The 19,308-nt window shown below is 70.4% G+C and carries 18 protein-coding genes and 1 tRNA gene; 11 read left to right on the forward strand and 8 right to left on the reverse strand.

The window, feature by feature from the left end; genetic code table 11:
* The first annotated feature begins 35 nt into the window (after nt 1-35).
* A complete protein-coding gene (locus ABZ953_RS21295) occupies nt 36-257 on the forward strand; it encodes a hypothetical protein (RefSeq protein WP_361726112.1) in 222 nt (73 codons plus the stop codon).
* A gap of 7 nt (nt 258-264) precedes the next feature.
* Here the strand turns inward: ABZ953_RS21295 and mscL are convergent, their stop codons facing one another.
* The 6 genes from mscL to ABZ953_RS21325 all read right to left on the reverse strand — a co-directional run bounded on the left by mscL (nt 265) and on the right by ABZ953_RS21325 (nt 5,987).
* A complete protein-coding gene (gene mscL, locus ABZ953_RS21300; protein ID WP_361726115.1) occupies nt 265-744 on the reverse strand; it encodes a large conductance mechanosensitive channel protein MscL in 480 nt (159 codons plus the stop codon).
* Nucleotides 745-879: 135 nt separating this feature from the next.
* Entirely contained in the window at nt 880-1,350 is a 471-nt protein-coding gene (locus ABZ953_RS21305) for a hypothetical protein (protein ID WP_361726118.1), read from the reverse strand.
* A 251-nt stretch (nt 1,351-1,601) separates the two neighbouring features.
* The gene (locus ABZ953_RS21310; RefSeq protein ID WP_361726121.1) at nt 1,602-2,456 is read right to left on the reverse strand and encodes an S-methyl-5'-thioadenosine phosphorylase; all 855 of its coding nucleotides are present in this window, start codon (nt 2,454-2,456) and stop codon (nt 1,602-1,604) included.
* An 87-nt stretch (nt 2,457-2,543) separates the two neighbouring features.
* Nucleotides 2,544-2,891, reverse strand: coding sequence for an FmdB family zinc ribbon protein (locus ABZ953_RS21315; RefSeq protein WP_361726124.1), 348 nt, complete (start codon nt 2,889-2,891; stop codon nt 2,544-2,546).
* Between the two features lie 67 nt (nt 2,892-2,958).
* A complete protein-coding gene (locus ABZ953_RS21320; protein ID WP_361726127.1) occupies nt 2,959-4,230 on the reverse strand; it encodes an MFS transporter in 1,272 nt (423 codons plus the stop codon).
* A 224-nt stretch (nt 4,231-4,454) separates the two neighbouring features.
* The gene (locus tag ABZ953_RS21325) at nt 4,455-5,987 is read right to left on the reverse strand and encodes a potassium/proton antiporter (protein WP_361726130.1); all 1,533 of its coding nucleotides are present in this window, start codon (nt 5,985-5,987) and stop codon (nt 4,455-4,457) included.
* A gap of 233 nt (nt 5,988-6,220) precedes the next feature.
* Between ABZ953_RS21325 and ABZ953_RS21330 the strand changes: the two genes are divergently transcribed.
* Nucleotides 6,221-9,100, forward strand: coding sequence for a penicillin acylase family protein (locus ABZ953_RS21330; protein ID WP_361726133.1), 2,880 nt, complete (start codon nt 6,221-6,223; stop codon nt 9,098-9,100).
* A 132-nt stretch (nt 9,101-9,232) separates the two neighbouring features.
* Here the strand turns inward: ABZ953_RS21330 and ABZ953_RS21335 are convergent, their stop codons facing one another.
* Entirely contained in the window at nt 9,233-9,808 is a 576-nt protein-coding gene (locus ABZ953_RS21335; RefSeq protein WP_361726499.1) for a 5-formyltetrahydrofolate cyclo-ligase, read from the reverse strand.
* A 162-nt stretch (nt 9,809-9,970) separates the two neighbouring features.
* Here ABZ953_RS21335 and galU point away from each other — a divergent pair, with 162 nt between their 5' ends.
* From galU to ABZ953_RS21370, 7 genes are all read left to right on the forward strand, one after another.
* Complete coding sequence (gene galU / locus ABZ953_RS21340; protein WP_361726136.1) at nt 9,971-10,882, forward strand: UTP--glucose-1-phosphate uridylyltransferase GalU; 912 nt, start codon at nt 9,971-9,973, stop codon at nt 10,880-10,882.
* 4 nt (nt 10,883-10,886) lie between these two features.
* The gene (gene glp / locus ABZ953_RS21345; RefSeq protein WP_361726139.1) at nt 10,887-12,233 is read left to right on the forward strand and encodes a gephyrin-like molybdotransferase Glp; all 1,347 of its coding nucleotides are present in this window, start codon (nt 10,887-10,889) and stop codon (nt 12,231-12,233) included.
* Between the two features lie 84 nt (nt 12,234-12,317).
* Nucleotides 12,318-12,842: a cyclic pyranopterin monophosphate synthase MoaC gene (gene moaC, locus ABZ953_RS21350; protein ID WP_361726142.1), complete on the forward strand. Its 525-nt coding sequence runs from the start codon at nt 12,318-12,320 to the stop codon at nt 12,840-12,842.
* On the forward strand, nt 12,839-13,633 hold the full coding sequence (locus ABZ953_RS21355; protein WP_361726145.1) for a MogA/MoaB family molybdenum cofactor biosynthesis protein: 795 nt from the start codon (nt 12,839-12,841) through the stop codon (nt 13,631-13,633). Before moaC ends, ABZ953_RS21355 begins: the two co-directional genes overlap by 4 nt.
* Entirely contained in the window at nt 13,630-14,253 is a 624-nt protein-coding gene (locus tag ABZ953_RS21360) for a GNAT family protein (protein ID WP_361726501.1), read from the forward strand. Before ABZ953_RS21355 ends, ABZ953_RS21360 begins: the two co-directional genes overlap by 4 nt.
* 218 nt (nt 14,254-14,471) lie before the next feature.
* Nucleotides 14,472-15,770: a gephyrin-like molybdotransferase receptor GlpR gene (gene glpR, locus ABZ953_RS21365; protein WP_361726148.1), complete on the forward strand. Its 1,299-nt coding sequence runs from the start codon at nt 14,472-14,474 to the stop codon at nt 15,768-15,770.
* 85 nt (nt 15,771-15,855) lie between these two features.
* Nucleotides 15,856-15,929 (forward strand) — tRNA-Ala (locus tag ABZ953_RS21370).
* A gap of 108 nt (nt 15,930-16,037) precedes the next feature.
* Here ABZ953_RS21370 and ABZ953_RS21375 read toward each other — a convergent pair.
* Nucleotides 16,038-16,289, reverse strand: a complete 252-nt coding sequence (locus tag ABZ953_RS21375) for a hypothetical protein (RefSeq protein ID WP_361726151.1) — start codon at nt 16,287-16,289, stop codon at nt 16,038-16,040.
* Nucleotides 16,290-17,575: 1,286 nt separating this feature from the next.
* Here ABZ953_RS21375 and ABZ953_RS21380 point away from each other — a divergent pair.
* Entirely contained in the window at nt 17,576-18,127 is a 552-nt protein-coding gene (locus ABZ953_RS21380) for an EF-hand domain-containing protein (RefSeq protein ID WP_361726154.1), read from the forward strand.
* Nucleotides 18,128-18,441: 314 nt separating this feature from the next.
* A complete protein-coding gene (locus tag ABZ953_RS21385; RefSeq protein ID WP_361726157.1) occupies nt 18,442-19,215 on the forward strand; it encodes a HAMP domain-containing sensor histidine kinase in 774 nt (257 codons plus the stop codon).
* The last annotated feature ends 93 nt before the right edge of the window (nt 19,216-19,308 follow it).

Here is a 19,308-nt window from a genome sequence, read left to right on the forward strand (position 1 = left end):
GGCGGCCGCCCGCACCCCCGGCGTACCCTGGAGACATGAGCACCGCCCCCGCCCCCGAACCGCGAGATCCGGACGAGCCGAAGACCCCGCAGGACCCGAAGAAGCGGTCGGGGAACGCGCTGATTTTCGACGATCCGCTGTCGCAGCAGTCTTCGGACGACACGGACCGAGGGTGGGGCGAGCGGGCTGAGCCCGGCCACGGCAGCGCCGCCGACCTGGCACGCTTCCTCGACGAGAAGCCGCCCCACCACCTCTGAGCCCGCGCTACTCCTCGCGGTGCCCCGAGCCGCGCTGCGCCACCAGGGCGTCGCGGATCTCCTTGAGCACCTCCAGCTCGCTGATCTCGATGACCTCCTTCGTGCCCTCCCTCTCGGCCCGCTTGGCTGCCGCGCGTGCCAGGTACTTGGCCATGGGCAGGACCATCAGGAAGTACACGACGGCCGCGGTGATCACGAAGCTGAGGACCGCGCTGAGCACGGAACCCCACATGATCGGGATTCCCTTGACGACCTCGCCCGCGTCGTTCATCTCGCAGGGCGACTTCAGGCACGAGCTGTAGTGGTCGAGGTCCTTCGTCCCGAAGGCGCCGACGAGCGGGTTGATGACACCCTTGACCACCGAGTTCACGATGTTCGTGAACGCGGCGCCGATGACCACCGCGACCGCCAGGTCGACGACATTGCCGCGCATCAGGAAGGCCTTGAAGCCGTCCCAGAGACCCGGTTCCTTCTTCTCGCTCACCACGAGGCCTTTCGTTGCATGTGCGGGTTGCTGAACAAACAACTTCGCAACTTACGTCAGACCATGGCGTACCTGTCCAATTGCTACGCACCATCGAGCTACTTGACAGGCTGTCAGTGCGATCGTGAACATTCTGGCTCATCGCAGGGTCACCGCCAGGCGCATCGTCGCCGCGGCCCCGGCGAGCCGTGCCGCCGTGTCCCTCGGTACGGAGAGGACCACCAGCGCCCCGCTCTCGGCGGGGCCGTCCGCCGACTCGGGCACTTCGGAGACCCGCGCCCCCGCCGCCACCACGCGCGGCTGCGTGCCGACCCCGGCCGATCCGTCGGCGGCGATCACGTCCACCCGGTCGCCGGGACGCAGCAGACGCACCGCGTCCGCGTCCGCGATCCGCACCGGCGCCGTCACCTTCGCCCGCTCCGCGGCGACGAGGGGGCGCCCCTCGGGCGCAGGCTCCGCGGCGGCCGCCTCCTGCGGTGGGGCCGGTGCGGGGGCCCGCGGAGCCGTGGCCGCGAGGGCGGCGGCGGTCATCGCGAGGCCCACGGCCAGGGCCCGCCGCCGGTGCCGCAGCAACCGGCGCAACCGCGGATGGCCGCCGCGCACCCGCACGGGCGGGAAGTGGGGGACCTGGCACCTGTCTGCCGGTCGGGTCTGAGGAGGGACATGGGTAGGGGCGTGGGTAGGGACATGGGTAGGGACATGGGTCACGACAACCACCACCTGCGATGCGAGGAGCTCGGCTTCCGCTCTCACGATGCGGGCTCGCGCCGATTCCCGCTGAGCCCCGTGGACTACTCGCCGGTTGTGGACAACTCCCTCACCCGAAGGGGAACTTCCGCTCCCCCCCCGGAGCCCTCACTTCACGGCAGCCGGATCCCCGGATCCATTCCGCCCAGCGCCCCCGCACACAGGCAATCCCGCCGCTCGTCGTTCGCCGGCAGCCCCGCCACCGCGTCGAACAGCACGCCCCGCAGCCGGTCCACGTTGGCGGCGAACACCCGCAGGACGTCGTCGTGGGACACGCCCTCGCCGGTCTCCACGCCCGCGTCCAGATCTGTGACCAGCGTCAACGACGTGTAGCAGAGCTCCAGTTCACGGGCGAGCGCCGCCTCGGGGTACCCGGTCATGCCCACCACCGACCAGCCCTGCGCGGCGTACCAGCGGGACTCCGCCCTGGTCGAGAACCGCGGCCCCTCGATCACGGCGAGCACCCCGCCGTCCACCGGCTCCCAGTCACGGCCGCGGGCCGCCTGCAGCGCCGCCGCGCGGCCTGCGGGGCAGTAGGGGTCGGCGAGCGAGACGTGCACGACGTTCGGGACGCTGCCGTCGGGCAGCGGTGCCCCGTCGAAGTACGTCTGCGCACGGGTCCGCGTGCGGTCCACGAGCTGGTCGGGCACCAGCAGCGTCCCGGGCCCGTACTCGGGCCGCAGCCCGCCGACCGCGCACGGGCCGAGCACCTGCCGCACGCCGACCGAGCGCAACGCCCAGAGGTTGGCGCGGTAGTTGATGCGGTGCGGCGGCAGATGGTGACCGCGGCCGTGCCGGGGGAGGAAGGCGACCCGTCGGCCCGCGATCTTGCCCAGGAAGAGGGAGTCGCTGGGAGCCCCGTACGGGGTGTCGATCCGTGTCTCGGTCACGTCGTCGAGGAAGGAGTAGAAGCCGGAGCCGCCGATCACGCCGATCTCGGCCCGCGCGGCGTTCGCCGTGTTCACCATGGCCCGCACAGTAGCGACGGCGGGGAACGCCGACGACCCCGCCGTCGCAGGACGGCGGGGTCGCACAGAAGAGGCGTGCGGAGAGCCTTACGCGGCCGAACTCGACGACGTGGACGACGTCGGGGAGGAGCCGGACGACTTGGCATCCGAGGACGAGGACGACGACGCGGCCTTCGAGTCCGAGGAGCCCTTCGAGTCCGAGGAGCCCGATGCCGCGGACTTCGACGACGCGTTCGCCGGGGTGCTGCTCGACGACGAGCCGCGGCTGTCGTTGCGGTAGAAGCCGGACCCCTTGAAGACGATGCCGACCGCCGAGAACACCTTCTTGAGGCGTCCGTCGCAGTTCGGGCATACGGTCAGGGCGTCATCGGTGAACTTCTGCACCGCCTCGAGGCCCTCGCCGCACTCGGTGCACTGGTACTGGTACGTCGGCACTTGCTTCCTCCTGGCACTCTCACTCGATGAGTGCTAACGACGGTCCATAGTGACGTATTCCGCGAGATCAGTCCACCGTCACCGGCACGCGGTGACCGACGCCACGCGCGACCGTGCGGCCGGAGGGCTTGGGAACGAGCCGTGAACGGAGCGCCAGAAGGACCACGAGAGCCATGGCCGTACCGCCCAGCGGGACCAGGAATCCGGCCCCGTCCCACAAGTGGTCCTCAAGCTGTCCGGCCACCGTGACGGCGGCCGCCTGGCCGAGCGCGACCGCACCGGTCAGCCAGGTGAAGGCCTCCGTGCGGCCGGTCGGCGCGACCAGCTTGTCGACCAGGGTGTAGCCGGTGATCAGCGCGGGGGCGATGCAGACGCCGACCAGCAGGCCGAGTCCGGCGAGCAGCAGCACGGAGTGCGCGGCCCACAGGCCGGAGGCCATCAGAGTCAGGGCCGTGTAGCCGACGAGGAGGCGGCGCTGCGGGGAGATCTTCCAGGCGATGGCGCCGCAGGCGATGCCGGAGAGCATGTTGCCCGCCGCGAACGTGCCGTACAGGACACCGTTCAGGCCGGGCTCGCCGATCGACTCGGTGAAGGCGGCCAGCGAGACCTGCATGCCGCCGAAGACGGCGCCGATGCCGATGAACGTCGCCATGAGGACCCGCACTCCGGGGACGCGCAGTGCGGAAACGTGCTCCACGCGTGCGTGCCCGTCCTCGTGCGAGGACGGCTTCGGCTGGGTGCTCTTCTGCGCGGCGAAGAGCAGGCCGCCCACCAGCGTGAGTCCGGCCTCGGTGAGGAGTCCGGCGGAGGGGTCGATGGTGGTGCACAGCGCGGTCGCGAAGAGCGGGCCGAGAACGAAGGTCAGCTCGTCGGTGACCGACTCGAAGGCGGCCGCGGTGGTGGCCAGGGGGGAGTCCTGGAGCTTGACGCCCCAGCGGGCCCGCACCATGGGGCCGACCTGCGGTGTCGATGCGCCCGCGGGCACGGCGGCCACGAAGAGCGCCCACAGGGGGGCGTCGGAGAGCGCGAGGACCGTCAGCGTGATGACGGAGGCGGAGTGCACGAGGATGCCGGGCACCAGCACGGCGCGCTGCCCGAACCGGTCGGCGAGCTTGCCGCTGAAGGGGGCGAAGAGCGCCATGGAGACGCCGGTGGCGGCCGAGACGGCGCCGGCGGCGCCGTACGAGCCGGTGGTGTGCTGCACGAGCAGGACGATGGAGATGGTCAGCATCGCGAACGGCTGTCGCGCCGCGAAGCCGGGCAGCAGGAACGTCCAGGCGCGCGGGGTACGCAGCAGCTGTCCGTAGCCGGGGCGGGTTTCGGTGACCGTGGATGCCACGGCCCGTGCCTTTCTGCCGCCTGGTAGCGCGCCCGTGCGGGGGCGCCGAGAGCTGTCCTCTTGCGCGGAACTGCGGTAGATGCCGGGCCCACTGCGAGGGCGTCACGGCCGCCATACGGTCGCGCCAGCTCTGCTTCAGGCAGAGTTGGTTCGATCAGGTGCCTTCATCGTACAGGGGGAGATCCCATTCGGCCTGTGATTGCGGCCGATGAGACCTCCGCCACCTACGATTGGTGTTTTTCTCCGTCGGTTCCCAGCCAACTGGCCAGCTTGCCGCCGCGGCCGACCGCACGCAGCCGCTTCTCGGCGGCGTCCCGCACCGGGTCGGTCGCCACCACGAGGAGCTCGTCGCCGCGCCGCAGCACCGTGGTCGGCAGCGGGACGAACGATTCTCCGTCGCGCACGACCAGCGTGACGGCGGAGCCCGGGGGCAGCCGCAGCTCGCCGACCTCGACGCCGTGCATGAGGGAGCCCTTGGGGATGGCCACCGAAAGGAGATGACCCTGCAGCCGCTCCAGGGGTGCGGACTCGACGCCCAGATCGGCGGCTTCGGAGGAGTCGCCGAGCCGCAGCTTCCGGGCCAGCCAGGGCAGTGTGGGGCCCTGGATGAGGGTGTAGACGACGACGAGCACGAAGACGATGTTGAAGATCCGCTGGCTGTCCTCGACGCCGCTCACCATGGGGATCGTCGCCAGGATGATGGGCACGGCGCCGCGCAGCCCGGCCCAGGAGAGCAGCGCCTTCTCCTGCCAGGGCAGGCGGAACGGCAGCAGGCTGAGGACGACTTCCAGGGGGCGTGCCACGACGGTCAGGACCAGGCCGATGAGGATCGCGGGCCAGGTGTCGTCGAGCAGGTCGTGCGGGGTGACCAGGAGGCCGAGCAGGACGAACATGCCGATCTGGGCCAGCCAGCCGAGCCCTTCGGCGAAGCCGCGGGTGGCGGGCCAGTGCGGCAGCCTGGCGTTGCCGAGCACCATCGAGGCGAGGTAGACCGCGAGGAATCCGCTGCCGTGCGCCATGGCGCCCGCGGCATACGCGGTGACCGCGATCGCCATGACGGCGATGGGGTAGAGGCCGGAGGCGGGCAGGGCCACGTGCCGCAGGCCGAAGGCGCCGAGCCAGCCGACCGCGAGGCCGATCGCGGCACCGATCGCCAGCTCCAGGGCGATCTCGCCGATCAGCACGTACCAGTCGTCCACCGGGCCCGCCGTGGAGAACGCCACGACGAGGATCACCACAGGGGCGTCGTTGAACCCCGACTCCGCTTCCAGGATGCCCGTGACGCGGGAGGGAAGCGGAACCTTCCGCAGTACGGAGAAGACCGCGGCGGCGTCGGTGGACGAGACCACCGCGCCGATGATCAGTGCTTGGCGCCATTCGAGCCCGACGAGATAGTGGGCACCGGCGGCCGTGACGCCGACGCTGACGGCGACACCCGCGGTCGAAAGCACGGCTGCCGCGGGCAGGGCCGGCTTGACCTCTTTCCACTTGGTCCCGAGGCCGCCCTCGGCGAGGATCACGACCAGGGCGGCATAGCCGATGACCTGCGTCAGTTCGGCGTTGTCGAAGTGGACGTCGCCCACTCCGTCCTGGCCCATGGCGATGCCGATGCCCAGGTAAAGCAGCAGGCTGGGAAGCCCGCTGCGCGACGAGATGCGGACCGCCGCCACCGCGACGAGCAGAACGAGCGAGCAGACGAGCAGGAGCTGGTTGAGGTGGTGGACAGTCAGGGGCCGTTCCTTCCTCCGTGGAGCCACGTACTACGTAGTGGAGCGCGAGTACTACGTAGGAGTACTTCGTTACCTTACCTAATTGTTAACGCTTCCTTGATGCCATCGAATGACTATTCGATCTCATGGAGGCCGGGTTCCTGACTCCGCGTCCGGAGCTGCAACGCCCTGCGCCTATGGTTGCTCCAGCGCTCTCAGAGCCGCCCCAAGTCGACAGCACAGCCCGCCCTGCCGCTCGCGTAAGGACAGCAAGGACAGCGATGCCCTCCAACACCACCGCCTCTTCCGGTCATAAGTCCGGCAAGAAGAAGGGGCGCCGAGCCCGACTCGTCGTGATCGTCCTGGTCCTGGCCATCGTCGGAGGCATCGGCTTCGGCGCGTACTGGAGCGTGAGCACCGTGCGCGCCTCCTTCCCGCAGACCAAGGGATCGATCAAGCTCGACGGCCTGGCCGGCAACGTCGACGTGAAGCGCGACGGAAACGGAATCCCGCAGATCTACGCCGAGTCCGATGCCGACCTCTTCATGGCACAGGGCTACGTCCAGGCGCAGGACCGCTTCTGGGAGATGGACGTACGTCGTCACATGACCTCCGGGCGGCTCTCCGAGATGTTCGGCAAGAGCCAGGTCAAGACCGATGAGTTCCTGCGCACGCTCGGCTGGCACCGGGTGGCGAAGAAGGAGTACGACTCCAAGCTCTCGCCGGAGACCAAGAAGTACCTCCAGGCGTACGCCAAGGGAGTCAACTCCTACCTCGACGGCAAGGACGGCAAGGACATCTCCGTCGAGTACGCGGCGCTCGGCTTCAAGAACGACTACAAACCCCAGGAGTGGAGCCCCGTCGACTCCGTGGCCTGGCTCAAGGCCATGGCCTGGGACCTGCGCGGCAACATGCAGGACGAGATCGACCGCTCCCTGATGACGAGCCGCCTCGGCCCGTCGCAGATCAAGGACCTGTACCCGGAGTACCCGTACAAGCGGAACAAGCCCATCGTCCGGGAGGGCGCGTACAGCAGCGTCACGAAGGAATACGACCCCGAGGGCACTCCCAGTGGCATGGGAAGCGGCTCGGGTTCGGGTACGGGTACCGGCACTGGCACTGGCACTGGCACTGGCACGGGTACCGGCACGGGTACAGGTACCGGCACCGGAACGGGCACCGGCACCGGTACCCAGTCCGGAACTGGAACCGGAACCGGCGGCACCGCAGGCACGGGTGTCGCAGGCGGCACCCAGGCGACCGAGGGCATGACCTCGCAGCTCTCGGGCCTCTCCGACGCCCTGGACGAGGTCCCGTCCATCCTCGGCCCGAGCGGCAACGGCATCGGCTCGAACTCCTGGGTCGTCTCCGGTAAGCACACCATCACCGGCCAGCCGCTCCTCGCCAACGACCCGCACCTGGCGCCGCAGCTGCCCTCCGTCTGGTACCAGATGGGCCTGCACTGCAAGTCGGTCTCCGAGAAGTGCCAGTACGACGTCTCCGGCTACACCTTCTCCGGCATGCCGGGTGTGGTCATCGGCCACAACCAGGACATCGCCTGGGGCATGACGAACCTCGGCGCCGACGTGACGGACCTCTACCTGGAGAAGTTCACCGGGGACGGTTACCTGTCCGGCGACAAGGTCGTGCCGTTCACCTCGCGCGAGGAGACCATCAAGGTCGCGGGCGGCAGCTCGAAGAAGATCACGGTCCGGGAGACCGACAACGGCCCGCTCATCTCCGACCGCGACGACGAACTCGGCAAGGTCGGCAAGAAGGCCCAGGTCGACACCGCGGCCCCCGACCGGGGCGACGGCTACGGAGTGGCGCTGCGCTGGACCGCGCTGAGCCCCGGCAAGTCCATGGACGCCGTCTTCGACCTCAACCGGGCCAAGAACTTCAAGCAGTTCCGCAAGGCGGCCGGCTCCTTCGAAGTGCCCTCCCAGAACCTGATCTACGCCGACACCAAGGGCAACATCGGCTACCAGGCGCCGGGCAAGATCCCCACCCGCGGCAAGGGCGACGGCTCGCTCCCGGCGCCGGGCTGGGACCCCGACTACCGCTGGACGGGCTACATCCCGCAGGACGCGCTGCCCTACGAGTACAACCCCAAGCGCGGCTACATCGTCACCGCCAACCAGGCCGTGGTCGACCAGGCCAAGTACCCGTACAAGCTCACCTCGGACTGGGGCTACGGAGCGCGCAGCCAGCGGATCGACGACCTCATCCAGTCGAAGATCAAGAACGGCGGCAAGATCTCCACCGAGGACATGCGCCTCATGCAGATGGACAACAGCAGCGAGATCGCCAAGCTGCTCGTGCCCAAGCTGCTGAAGATCGACGTCAAGGACAAGTACGTCCGCGAGGCGCAGAAGCTCCTCGAGGGCTGGGACTACACCCAGGACGCCGACTCGGCCGCCGCCGCGTACTTCAACTCCGTCTGGCGCAACATCCTCAAGCTGGCCTTCGGCAACAAGCTCCCCAAGGAGCTGCGGGTCAAGGGGCAGTGCCTGAACGTCGAGCCCGCCGACAACACCGGCCCGGCCGACGAGGGCAAGAAGGTGCGCGAGTGCGGTGAGCGCGAGGCCGACTCGGCCCAGCCGGACGGCGGCGACCGCTACTACGAAGTGATCCGCAAGATCATCGACGACGAGACCAACGCCTGGTGGAAGGCGCCCGCGACCCGTACCGACAAGGAGACCAAGAACCGCGACCAGCTGTTCAAGCGGGCTCTTGAGGACGCGCGCTGGGACCTGACGGCCAAGCTCGGCAAGGACGTCGACACGTGGAGCTGGGGCCGCCTGCACCGCCTCACGCTGAAGAACCAGACGCTCGGCACCGACGGACCCGGCTGGCTGCAGTGGGTGCTCAACCGCGGCCCGTGGAACCTGGGCGGCGGCGAGGCCGCGGTCAACGCGACCGGCTGGAACGCGGCGGGCGGCTACGGAGTGGTCTGGGTGCCGTCGATGCGGATGGTGGTGAACCTCAAGGACCTCGACAAGTCCAAGTGGATCAACCTCACCGGAGCTTCGGGGCACGCGTACAACGACCACTACACCGACCAGACGGAGAAGTGGACCAAGGGCGAACTCCTTCCGTGGTCGTACACGGAGAAGGCCGTCGAGGACAGCACGAGCGACAAGCTGGTGCTGCGCCCCTGACGGACGCTCACGGCACGCACTGAAGGCACGTACTGAAGGCACGTACTGAAAGGGCCCTCCACGCACACGTGGAGGGCCCTTTCGGGGTGTTGGAGGGTCTTCGTGAGGACGTGAGGGCGTGAGGGCGTGAGGTCAGCGGAAGCGGCGCACGCCCGACGGCGTCACGACGGCGTGCACCGGCCGATCGTGTGCTTCCTCGGGGAGGTACGGGACCACTTCGGAGTCGTACAGGAGCACCACGAGGGCGGGATGGGCGTCCGCGCGCTCAAGGCGGGCCAGGACCCGGTCGTACGAGCCGCCGCCGCGTCCGAGCCGCATGCCGCGCGCGTCGACGGCGAGCCCCGGCAGCAGCACGGCGTCCGCCGTGAGGACGGCCTCGGGCCCGACACGCGCCCCTGAGGGCTCCAACAGCGTGATCTTCCCCTGGTGTTGCACGCGGACGAGCGAGCCGGCCCCGTCGTACACGGCCCAGTCCAGGTCGTTGTCGGCGAGCAGCACCGGCAGCAGGACGCGGGTCCCGCGCGCGTGCAGGGCGTCGAGCAGGGCGCGCGTGCCGGGCTCGCTGCCTACGGAGACGTACGCCGCGACGGTGTGTGCGTCGGCGAGTTCCGGCAATTCCAGCGCGCGGGCGGCCAGAACCGCTGCCGCCTTCTGTGCGTCATCCTCAGTCAACCTGCTTCTCACCGCGCGGAAGTCCAGCCGCAACATGCGCTTGGTTGGCTGGTCACGGGGTTCCGCACCGCTGCCGGTACCGCTGGTTCCACTGGTTCCGCTCATGGGGTTCTCGCAATTCCTTCCTGGTGGGCGCATATGCCGCCGACTTATCTGGATCCACAGATTCCGCACATACGTACCGGATATGGTGGCGCCATGACTGAGTCTCAACCCCCCCACACCCGGATCACCAAGGCGGTCATCCCTGCCGCGGGTCTCGGCACACGCTTCCTGCCGGCCACCAAGGCGACCCCCAAGGAGATGCTGCCGGTCGTCGACAAGCCGGCGATCCAGTACGTGGTCGAGGAGGCCGTGTCCGCGGGTCTCGACGACGTCCTCATGATCACGGGTCGCAACAAGCGCCCGCTGGAGGACCACTTCGACCGCAACTACGAACTGGAGTCGGCCCTCCTGAAGAAGGGCGACGAGGCCCGCCTCGCCAAGGTCCAGGAGTCCAGCGACCTCGCGACGATGCACTACGTGCGCCAGGGCGACCCCAAGGGGCTCGGTCACGCCGTCCTGTGCGCCGCGCCGCACGTCGGACGCGAGCCGTTCGCCGTCCTCCTCGGCGACGACCTCATCGACCCGCGCGACCCCCTCCTCGCCCGCATGGTCGAGATCCAGGAGCGGCACGGCGGCAGCGTCATCGCCCTCATGGAGGTGGCTCCCGAGCAGATCCACCTCTACGGCTGCGCCGCGGTCGACGCCACCGACGACGGCGACGTCGTCAAGGTCACCGGCCTGGTCGAGAAGCCCGACGCGGCCGACGCCCCGTCGAACTACGCGATCATCGGCCGCTATGTCCTGGACCCGCACATCTTCGACATACTGCGCAAGACCGAGCCGGGCCGCGGCGGCGAGATCCAGCTCACCGACGCCCTCCAGCAGCTCGCCGTGGATGAGAAGATCGGCGGCCCGGTGCACGGCGTCGTCTTCAAGGGCCGCCGCTATGACACCGGTGACCGTGGCGACTATCTGCGTGCCATTGTCAGACTCGCGTGCGAACGTGAAGATCTGGGCCCGGACTTCCAGGCCTGGCTCCGCAGTTACGTCACCGAGGAGATGTAGCACTTTGAGCAGCAGCACGACGACACCGATCACCGACCGGGACCACTTCTGGTCGGTGGACGAGCATCTGGACGACATCCTCGAGACCGTCCGCCCGCTCGAACCCATCGAGCTCCAACTCCTCGACGCCCAGGGCTGCGTCCTGGTCGAGGACGTCACGGTGCCTGTCTCGCTGCCGCCCTTCGACAACAGCTCCATGGACGGGTACGCGGTGCGGGTCGCCGATGTCGACGGCGCGAGCGAGGAGTTCCCCGCCGTCCTCACCGTCATCGGCGACGTGGCCGCGGGCGCCGGCGCACAGCCCACCGTCGGTGCGGGCCAGGCGGCCCGCATCATGACCGGCGCCCCGCTGCCGCCCGGCGCCGAAGCCGTCGTCCCCGTGGAGTGGACCGACGGCGGTCTGGGCGAGGGCCCCGTCTCCGGAATGCGGGCCCACAGCGCCTCCCCCGAAGGAGCCTCCGGCGAGGTCCGCGTGCACCGCCCCGCAGTGGCACGCGCGCACGTCCGCGCGCGGGGCAGCGACGTTCAGACCGGCGACCGCGCCCTGACCGCGGGCACCGTCCTCGACCCCCCGCAGATCGCCCTGCTCGCCGCCATCGGGCGCGGCACGGTGAAGGTGCGCCCCCGCCCTCGCGTGGTCGTCATGTCCACCGGCAGCGAACTGATCCAGCCCGGCGAGCAGTTGGCCGAGGGCCAGATCTACGACTCCAACAGCTTCGCCCTGACCGCCGCCGCCCGCGACGCCGGGGCCATCGCCTACCGCGTGGGCGCGGTGGCCGACGACGCGGAGACGCTGCGCTCCACGATCGAGGACCAGCTGATCCGCGCCGACCTCATCGTCACCACGGGCGGCGTGAGCGTCGGCGCGTACGACGTCGTGAAGGAGGCGCTGTCCTCCATCGGCGACCCGGACGACGAGGACGGCATGGGCGCGGGCAGCGGCGTGGAGTTCCGCAAGCTCGCCATGCAGCCGGGCAAGCCGCAGGGGTTCGGCTCCATCGGCCCCGACCACACGCCGCTGCTCGCGCTGCCGGGCAACCCCGTCTCCTCGTACGTCTCCTTCGAGCTCTTCGTGCGCCCCGCGATCCGCACGCTCATGGGGCTGCCCACGGTCCACCGGCCCACCGCGCGCGCGGAGCTCCTCGCGGACAAGCCGCTGAACTCGCCGCCGGGGCGCCGTCAGTTCCTGCGGGGGCGGTATGACGCGGAGGCGGGCCGCGTGACGCCCGTCGGCGGCTCCGGCTCGCATCTGATCGCCGCTCTCGCGCACGCGGACGCGCTGATCGTCATCCCCGAGGACATGACCTCGGTGGAGCCGGGCGCCGACGTCGAGGTGGTCCTGCTCGGCTGAGTGGGCCGCCCGCGCGGTACCGTGTCGCGCACAACAGGCCCGCGCGCCGCACCGCGCGGGGCCCGGACCGGGAGCGCCAAGCACATGACCGCGAATTCCCGGGGGGACACCCCCGGAGCCCCTGAGCAGCAGCGACTGACCCACATCGACGAGGCGGGCGCGGCCCGCATGGTCGACGTGTCGGCCAAGGACGTGACCGCCCGCACCGCCCGCGCCAGCGGCCGCGTACGGGTCTCGCCACGCGTGATCGAGCTGCTGCGCGGCGAGGGCGTACCCAAGGGCGACGCCCTGGCCACCGCGCGGATCGCGGGAATCATGGGTGCCAAGCGCACCCCTGACCTCATCCCGCTCTGCCACCCGCTGGCCGTCTCCGGAGTGAAACTCGACCTCTCCGTAGCGGACGACGCCGTCGAGATCCTCGCCACGGTGAAGACGACCGACCGCACGGGCGTCGAGATGGAGGCGCTCACCGCAGTGAGCGTCGCGGCCCTCACGGTCGTCGACATGGTCAAGGCCGTCGACAAGGGCGCCGTCATCACCGACGTACGCGTCGAGGAGAAGACCGGCGGCAAGTCGGGCCACTGGACGCGCGAGGGAGCGGAGGCGTGAGCGGCGGGGACGTGACCGGCGCGGACGTGACCGGCGCGGAAGCGACCGGCGGGGACGTGACCGGAGGGGGAGCGACCGGCGGGGTGCACCACGATGCCGGCCCGCGCCACGAAGCCGGGGCGGCCCGCGATGCGGGGGTGCACCACGAAGCCGGTGCGGCCCGCGATGCGGGGGTGCACCACGAAGCCGGTGCGGCCCGCGATGCCGGTTCGCGCCACGAAGCCGGTGCGGCCCGCGACGCCGGTTCGCGCCACGAAGCCCGGGCGGCCCGCGATGCCGGTTCGCGCGCTGCCGCGCCCTACCGCGCGCTCGTCGTCACCGCCTCCAACCGCGCCGCCGCCGGTGTCTACCCCGACCGGGGCGGCCCGATCCTCGCCGAGGGCCTGGCCGCGCTGGGCTTCGCCGTGGACGGCCCGCAGGTCGTCCCCGACGGCGACCCCGTCGAGGCGGCCCTGCGCGCGGGTGTGGACGCCGGTTACGACGTCATTCTCACCACCGGCGGCACCGGCATCTCGCCCACCGACCGCACCCCGGACGTCACTCGCCACGTCATCGACCACGAGGTCCCGGGCATCGGCGAGGCGATCCGCGCGTACGGCAGGGACAAGGTCCCCACCGCCGTCCTGTCGCGCGGACTCGCCGGTGTGGCGGGCCGGACGCTGATCGTGAACCTGCCGGGCTCCACGGGAGGCGTACGCGACGGTCTCGCCGTCCTGGAGCCGCTGCTGCGGCACGCGGTCGACCAGCTGCGCGGCGGCGACCATCCCGCCCCTGCCGGGGGTGCGAGCTGAACAGCTCCTCCTGGCCCGTCGAGCTGACAGACGGCGATGTCGTCCTCCGTCCCATAAAGCTGCGTGACCAGCGGGCCTGGCGCGAGGTCAACCGGCGCAACCGCGACTGGCTGCGCCCCTGGGAGGCCACGATCCCGCCGCCCACTCCCAGCGGCCCGATCGTGCACCGTCCCACGTACCGTCAGATGGTCCGCCACCTGCGCGCGGAGGCCGGTGCGGGCCGGATGCTGCCGTTCGTCATCGAGTTCCAGGGCCGTCTCGTCGGACAGCTGACGGTCGCCGGGATCACCTGGGGTTCGATGTGCTCGGGCCACGTCGGCTACTGGGTCGACGAGTCCGTCGCGGGCCGCGGAGTCATGCCGACCGCCGTCGCGCTCGCCGTCGACCACTGCTTCCGCTCGGTCGGACTGCACCGTATCGAGGTGTGTATTCGCCCCGAGAACACGCCGAGCCGACGGGTCGTGGAGAAACTCGGATTCCGCGAGGAGGGGCTTCGGCCGCGCTATCTCCACATCGACGGCGCGTGGCGCGATCATCTTGTCTTCGCGCTGACGACCGAAGAGGTACCGGAAGGGTTGTTGCGCCGCTGGCACCAGGCGCGACCTCGGAACACGGCGTAGAGCGGCTCCCGACCCGCGTAAATGAAATATGTGTTCGAAATTGATCGCCGATCGACCGTCCGAGACGGGTATGAGTCTTGTCTCAGGCATTAATTTCACACTGTCGGCGGCCTGTTGATCGCATCAGTCGCAAAAAAAGTTCGAGATATCAGCCAGATCGTGCGACACACCGACTCAATTGGCAGATGGCCTCACGGAAACCCCTCTACCGTGTGAGCGTGAGCAGCAGCGGCCTCATCTACGCAGTCATCGTCGGGGCCTGGGCCGCCTACTTGGTGCCGATGTGGCTCCGTAGGCAGGACGAGCTGAACGAAGCCCGTCCGACGGAACGCTTCAGCACCGCCATCCGGCTGCTGTCCGGACGGGCGGGCATGGAGCGCCGATACGCCAAGGACCTGCAAACGCGCTCGCCTGAGGAAGGGGAGTCGCGCGACGAAGCGGACGGCATCACCGGTTCGGTGGACGTCCGGTCCTTCGTCGCGCCTCCATCCGATACGGGAGGGCACCGCACGGAGCCCCGGGAGGAGCGGGTCCAGGAGCGAGTCCAGGTTCCCGCCGAGCGAGCCGAACCCGTGGCTCGACCGCAGGCACGCCCCGAGCGCGAACCGGAACCCGTACCCGTACCCGTACCCGTACCCGAACGCCGGCACGACTCCGTCCCGGCCCCCCGGGCCAAGGCGCCGACCAGGGCGACGCCCGCGCAGCGCGCCGCGTCGGCGGAAGCCGCCGCGCGCGCCCGGCGCACGAAGGTCCTCGCCCGGCGCCGGCGCACGACGGTGCTCCTCTTCCTCGTCTTCACGATCGGCGCGGTCGTCGCAGGCGTCGGCGGGCTCGCCTTCCTGTGGGCGCCCGCCGCGCCCGCCGCGCTGTTGAGCGGGTACATCGTCTATCTGCGCGGCCAGGAGCGGCGCCGCTTCACTTACACGATGGACCGGCGCAGGGCCGAGGTCGCGGCGCAGCGGCTTCGCGAGCGGCAGCCGCGGCGCAGGCCCGCGAACCCGGAGCCCGTCGCCGACGAAGCGGCGGACGAGGGACCGGCGGCCGACACGGAGACAGGCCTGTCCGCGCTCGCCGCGGACCGCCGCGCCCTCGTCGAGCAGACCGACCACGCCGAGTGGATCGACCAGCAGCGCGAGCGGCAGCGCGGCCCCGGCCGCGGCGACAGCTGGGACCCGGTCCCAGTACCGCTCCCGACGTACGTGACCGCGCCGGTCGCCCCGCGCGCCACCGGCAGCGTCGACCTGGGCTCGCCCGACGCCTGGAGCGCGGCGCGGTCCAGCACGGCGGAGCCGTCCGCCGAGCGCGCCGTCGATCAGCGTGCCGCCGACCGTGCCGTCGACCGGGAGCTGCTGGCCGAGGAGCCGGGTGACATCGACGGGGCCGAGGGCGCCGACGCGGACGGCGGTCGCAGCGACAAGCGCCGTGCGGCGTCCGCGCGCCGGGCTCGCGAGCGCGGCCGCACGCCGCTCTTCGACCAGTACGAGGACGGCGGTCGGCCGCGCGCGGCCAACGAGTGAGGCGTCCTGAGGTCGCCCTGGCTGACCAGCCAGTACCGGATTTCCGAGCACCCGGTTGGGGGTGCTAGAGTTTCACTCGTTGCAAGGGCCTGTGGCGCAGTCTGGTAGCGCACCTCGTTCGCATCGAGGGGGTCTGGGGTTCAAATCCCCACAGGTCCACTGCAGGGCCGTTCGCGAGTTAGCTCGTAGACGGTTCACGAATTCCCGTCCGATCACTTCGATCGGGCGGGAATTCGTCGTTTCCGGGGCACCCGGCGGTCAGAGCCATCAGAGCGAGGCCGTCCAGCCGGGCCCGGCCGGGCAGCAACTCCGCTCACCGGCGCAGAGCTGCCAACTCACCAGGACGAACCGGTCGATTGTCTCCGTCCGCAGCCACAGCCCCGGATCGCGTGGCAGGCCGACGGAGTCCGCCCACACCGCCAGTCGGCTCACCACGTACAGCAGCCGCCGCGCGGTGTCGCAGAACCCGGGGCCACCGCTGTGACCACGGCCCGCACGTGCGAGGCCACCGGTTCCCACCGCTCTGCGGGGAGCTTGGGCCGGTAATCGCGAATACGGGCGGAGATCTGCGGACTCAACGTCACGGACCACCTCCACTGGCTGGTCAAGCAGCCAGTGAAGAGGTCGGTCACGATCTACACGTAAAGGAGTGCATCTACATGGTCGGCGGTATGAAACGGCGAACCCCGCCGCGCGAGCTACGGTCCTGGCCCGACGTCGCCACCGTTGCCCGGCTCGGCGTCGGCGTCGGCGCCTCGCTGTGGCCCCAGACCGTCAGAAACGAAAGAAATGGGTGACGCAACAGCCTCGATTCGCGCCTGGATGAACGCAAGAAGCGTTCGGACATGGCGATTTCGTGGCTCCGGTCACGTGGCGGCGGGCAGCTTGCCTACGCTTGCCAGTGCGCGGAGCCACCTCATGGCAGCTCGCGTGGCGGCACCGCCGTTTTGCTTGGTAGGGCTGCGGCGGCGCCGACCCACCCCGCACCGGCTCCTCGGCCGACGCGGGAGACTCTGTTACTCCCTTCTCGCGCCGTCCGCTCCGGGGCTGGCTCGCAATCGTGGGGGCGCCCGGAGGCCGCGATGAAGAACACGCCTGGCGGCTCCTCCTCGAGTGTTCCTTCGGTGTCCAGGGCCTTAAGACGGCCCCGGGGGGTCTCGACCCGGGCGGGCGTTGACACGTCCTCGCCGATCGCCTCCGCGATGGCACGGGCCCGCATCTTCCGCCCGGACGTGGCCAGGAGGGTCACGGCCCTGTTGGCGGATCTCCGCAGCCTCCTTGTCCAACATGTCCGCCTCGGCGCGCAGGGCGCCTTCCTTCCGGTCGAGCAACTCGAACTCGGACACCCCAGCCGCCTTCCGCCGAGATCCGCTCCGCCGTGCCAAGCGGACGGCACATCCGTCGGAGGGCGCACGGTCGGCCGCAGATCCCGTTGCGGAAGCGCGACTGGTGCCGCCGGGTATCTGGGCGCGAACTCTGGCATGTCTTCTGACGTACTCCAGGTTCTCGCCAGCGGCGAGTCCTGCGGCAACCAGCTGGTCGAGGCGCTCGTTGACGACATCGGGCCATGCGATGAGGGTGTTGCGGCGGTCCCAGCGAGGAGCGCCGCGTACGGCGCTCCCGGGTATGTGGGAAGCCACCTGCCACTCCCGCACTTCCGGTTCACACGTGTTCACGCGGCCGGGAATGCACCTAGTCGAACCGCTGACACGCACCTACCGTGCGCGTACGGATGGGCCGCGCACGCGGCAGGACGGCGTCGCGGTGTGCGTACGCCGCGTTCAGAGGTGTTCCAGGAGGCCACCATGGCGCAGAGCAGCATAGAGCAGAAGTTCACCACCCTGTTCGGTTGGTTCGACCGCAACGGCGACGGCTATCTGACCCGTGACGACTTCCAGGAGTTCGGCGAGGTGTTCGCCCGGGTGGCGCCGGAAGAGGCTGAGAAAAGCGCGCTGCGCGAGGCGTTCATGCTCTGGTGGGATGTCCTGGGCGAGGCCGGAGCGGCCGACGCGCAGGGCCGCATCGCGCCCGCCCAGTTCATCACCGCCATGCGGTCCCACGTCGCTGCCGATGCCAAAACCGTCGAACGCCTGGTGATACCCATCATCGACGCCCTCATGCGAGCCCTGGACACCGATGGGAGCGGCACACTCACCGCTGACGAATACGTCCGTATGTACGACGCGCTCGGCATCGACCCGGCCACCTCCGGTGCGGCCTTCCAGCGCCTCGACCGCAACGGCAGCGGCACCATCTCCCACGACGAATTCCGCACCGCCATCGAGGAGTTTCACCTCAGCACCGACACGGAGGCCCCCGGCAACTGGCTGCTCGGCTCGCCGCTGCCGCGCGGGTGAGGCCCGGGTCAAGCGCCGGGGCCGCCGAAGTCGTCCGGCGCGGCCGCGCTCGCCACGGTCGTCGAGCCGGTCGCTTCTTCAGAGGGGGCTGCGCACATCGGGTTGAAGCCATGAACACCATGAATCGGGTGATCGCCCCAGTACAAGTGCGTGAATCCCCGCCACCGCCACCGTGCCATACAGCACGCCCAGCAACATCGCCTCGCGCGGCAACCAACTGCGAGCAGCGGTCAGTGGGCCCGCTGCCCGCATGTGCGAGGCCGCGTCGACAACTCCGTGTGTGAAATCCGGCGGATGCGGCCGTCCAACGGGATATGCACCGTGCCGTCGCTGCCGCCCTGCGGTTCCCGGCGCAGCGCATCGCGGAGGGAGACCTGACGGCGCGGCTTCCGCTGCGCGGCAAGGATGAGATCACCCGGCTCGCTGCCGCTGTGAACACCATGGCCGACGCGTTGGCGGCGCGGTTGCAGGCCGAGCGCGAGGTGACGGCGAACATCGCGCACGAGTTGCGGACGCCGGTGGCCGGGATGGTCACGGCGGCCGGGCTGCTGCCGCCGGGGCGCCCCTCCGAGCTGGTGCGCGAGGCCGCGCGGCGGCTGCGGGAGCTGGTCGACGACGTCATCGAGGTGGCGCAGCTCGACGGGGCGGGCGAGCAGGTCGCGGCCGAGGCATGCGGCCTCGGGGAGCTGGTCCGCAGGTCGGCCGCCACCGGCGCCGCGGGGGCGGCGGGTGTGACGGTGGACGTGGTGCGGGACGCGGAGGTGGTGACCGACCCCCGGAGGGTGGAGCGGGTGGTCGCCAACCTGGTCAGCAACGCGCTGCGGCACGGGGCGGCGCCGGTGGCGGTCGAGGTCGACGCCGGGGTGGTGCGGGTGCGGGACTCCGGGGGCGGCTTTCCGGAGTCCCTGCTCTCCGGCGGGCCGCAGCGGTTCCGGAGCGGGTGCGGGGAGAAGGGGGTGGGCCTCGGCCTCGGACTGACGATCGCGCGGGGCCAGGCGCAGGTGCTGAAGGCCGGGCTGCGGTTCAGCAATCCGGCGGGGGGCGGTGCGCTGGCGGAGTTCGATCTGCGGTCGGCTGTGCGGGGGTAGGGGGCGGTGCGGAGGGGAGGGCGGCCCGGGGTGCAAGGGGGCTGGCGTGGCGGTGGGGCGGGTTGATGGGGCGGCGTCGGCTTTGCCGTGCGG

Source organism: Streptomyces sp. NPDC046465, from assembly GCF_040646035.1.
Taxonomy (GTDB): Bacteria; Actinomycetota; Actinomycetes; order Streptomycetales; family Streptomycetaceae; genus Streptomyces.

Bases quoted from the DNA above. Each gene is read 5' to 3' on its own strand.
- ABZ953_RS21295 (WP_361726112.1), top strand. From the start codon at position 36: ATGAGCACCGCCCCCGCCCCCGAACCGCGAGATCCGGACGAGCCGAAG.
- ABZ953_RS21310 (WP_361726121.1), bottom strand. From the start codon at position 2,456: ATGGTGAACACGGCGAACGCCGCGCGGGCCGAGATCGGCGTGATCGGC.
- ABZ953_RS21330 (WP_361726133.1), top strand. From the start codon at position 6,221: ATGCCCTCCAACACCACCGCCTCTTCCGGTCATAAGTCCGGCAAGAAG.
- ABZ953_RS21335 (WP_361726499.1), bottom strand. From the start codon at position 9,808: ATGTTGCGGCTGGACTTCCGCGCGGTGAGAAGCAGGTTGACTGAGGAT.
- galU (WP_361726136.1), top strand. From the start codon at position 9,971: ATGACTGAGTCTCAACCCCCCCACACCCGGATCACCAAGGCGGTCATC.
- moaC (WP_361726142.1), top strand. From the start codon at position 12,318: ATGACCGCGAATTCCCGGGGGGACACCCCCGGAGCCCCTGAGCAGCAG.
- ABZ953_RS21380 (WP_361726154.1), top strand. From the start codon at position 17,576: ATGGCGCAGAGCAGCATAGAGCAGAAGTTCACCACCCTGTTCGGTTGG.
- ABZ953_RS21385 (WP_361726157.1), top strand. From the start codon at position 18,442: ATGCACCGTGCCGTCGCTGCCGCCCTGCGGTTCCCGGCGCAGCGCATC.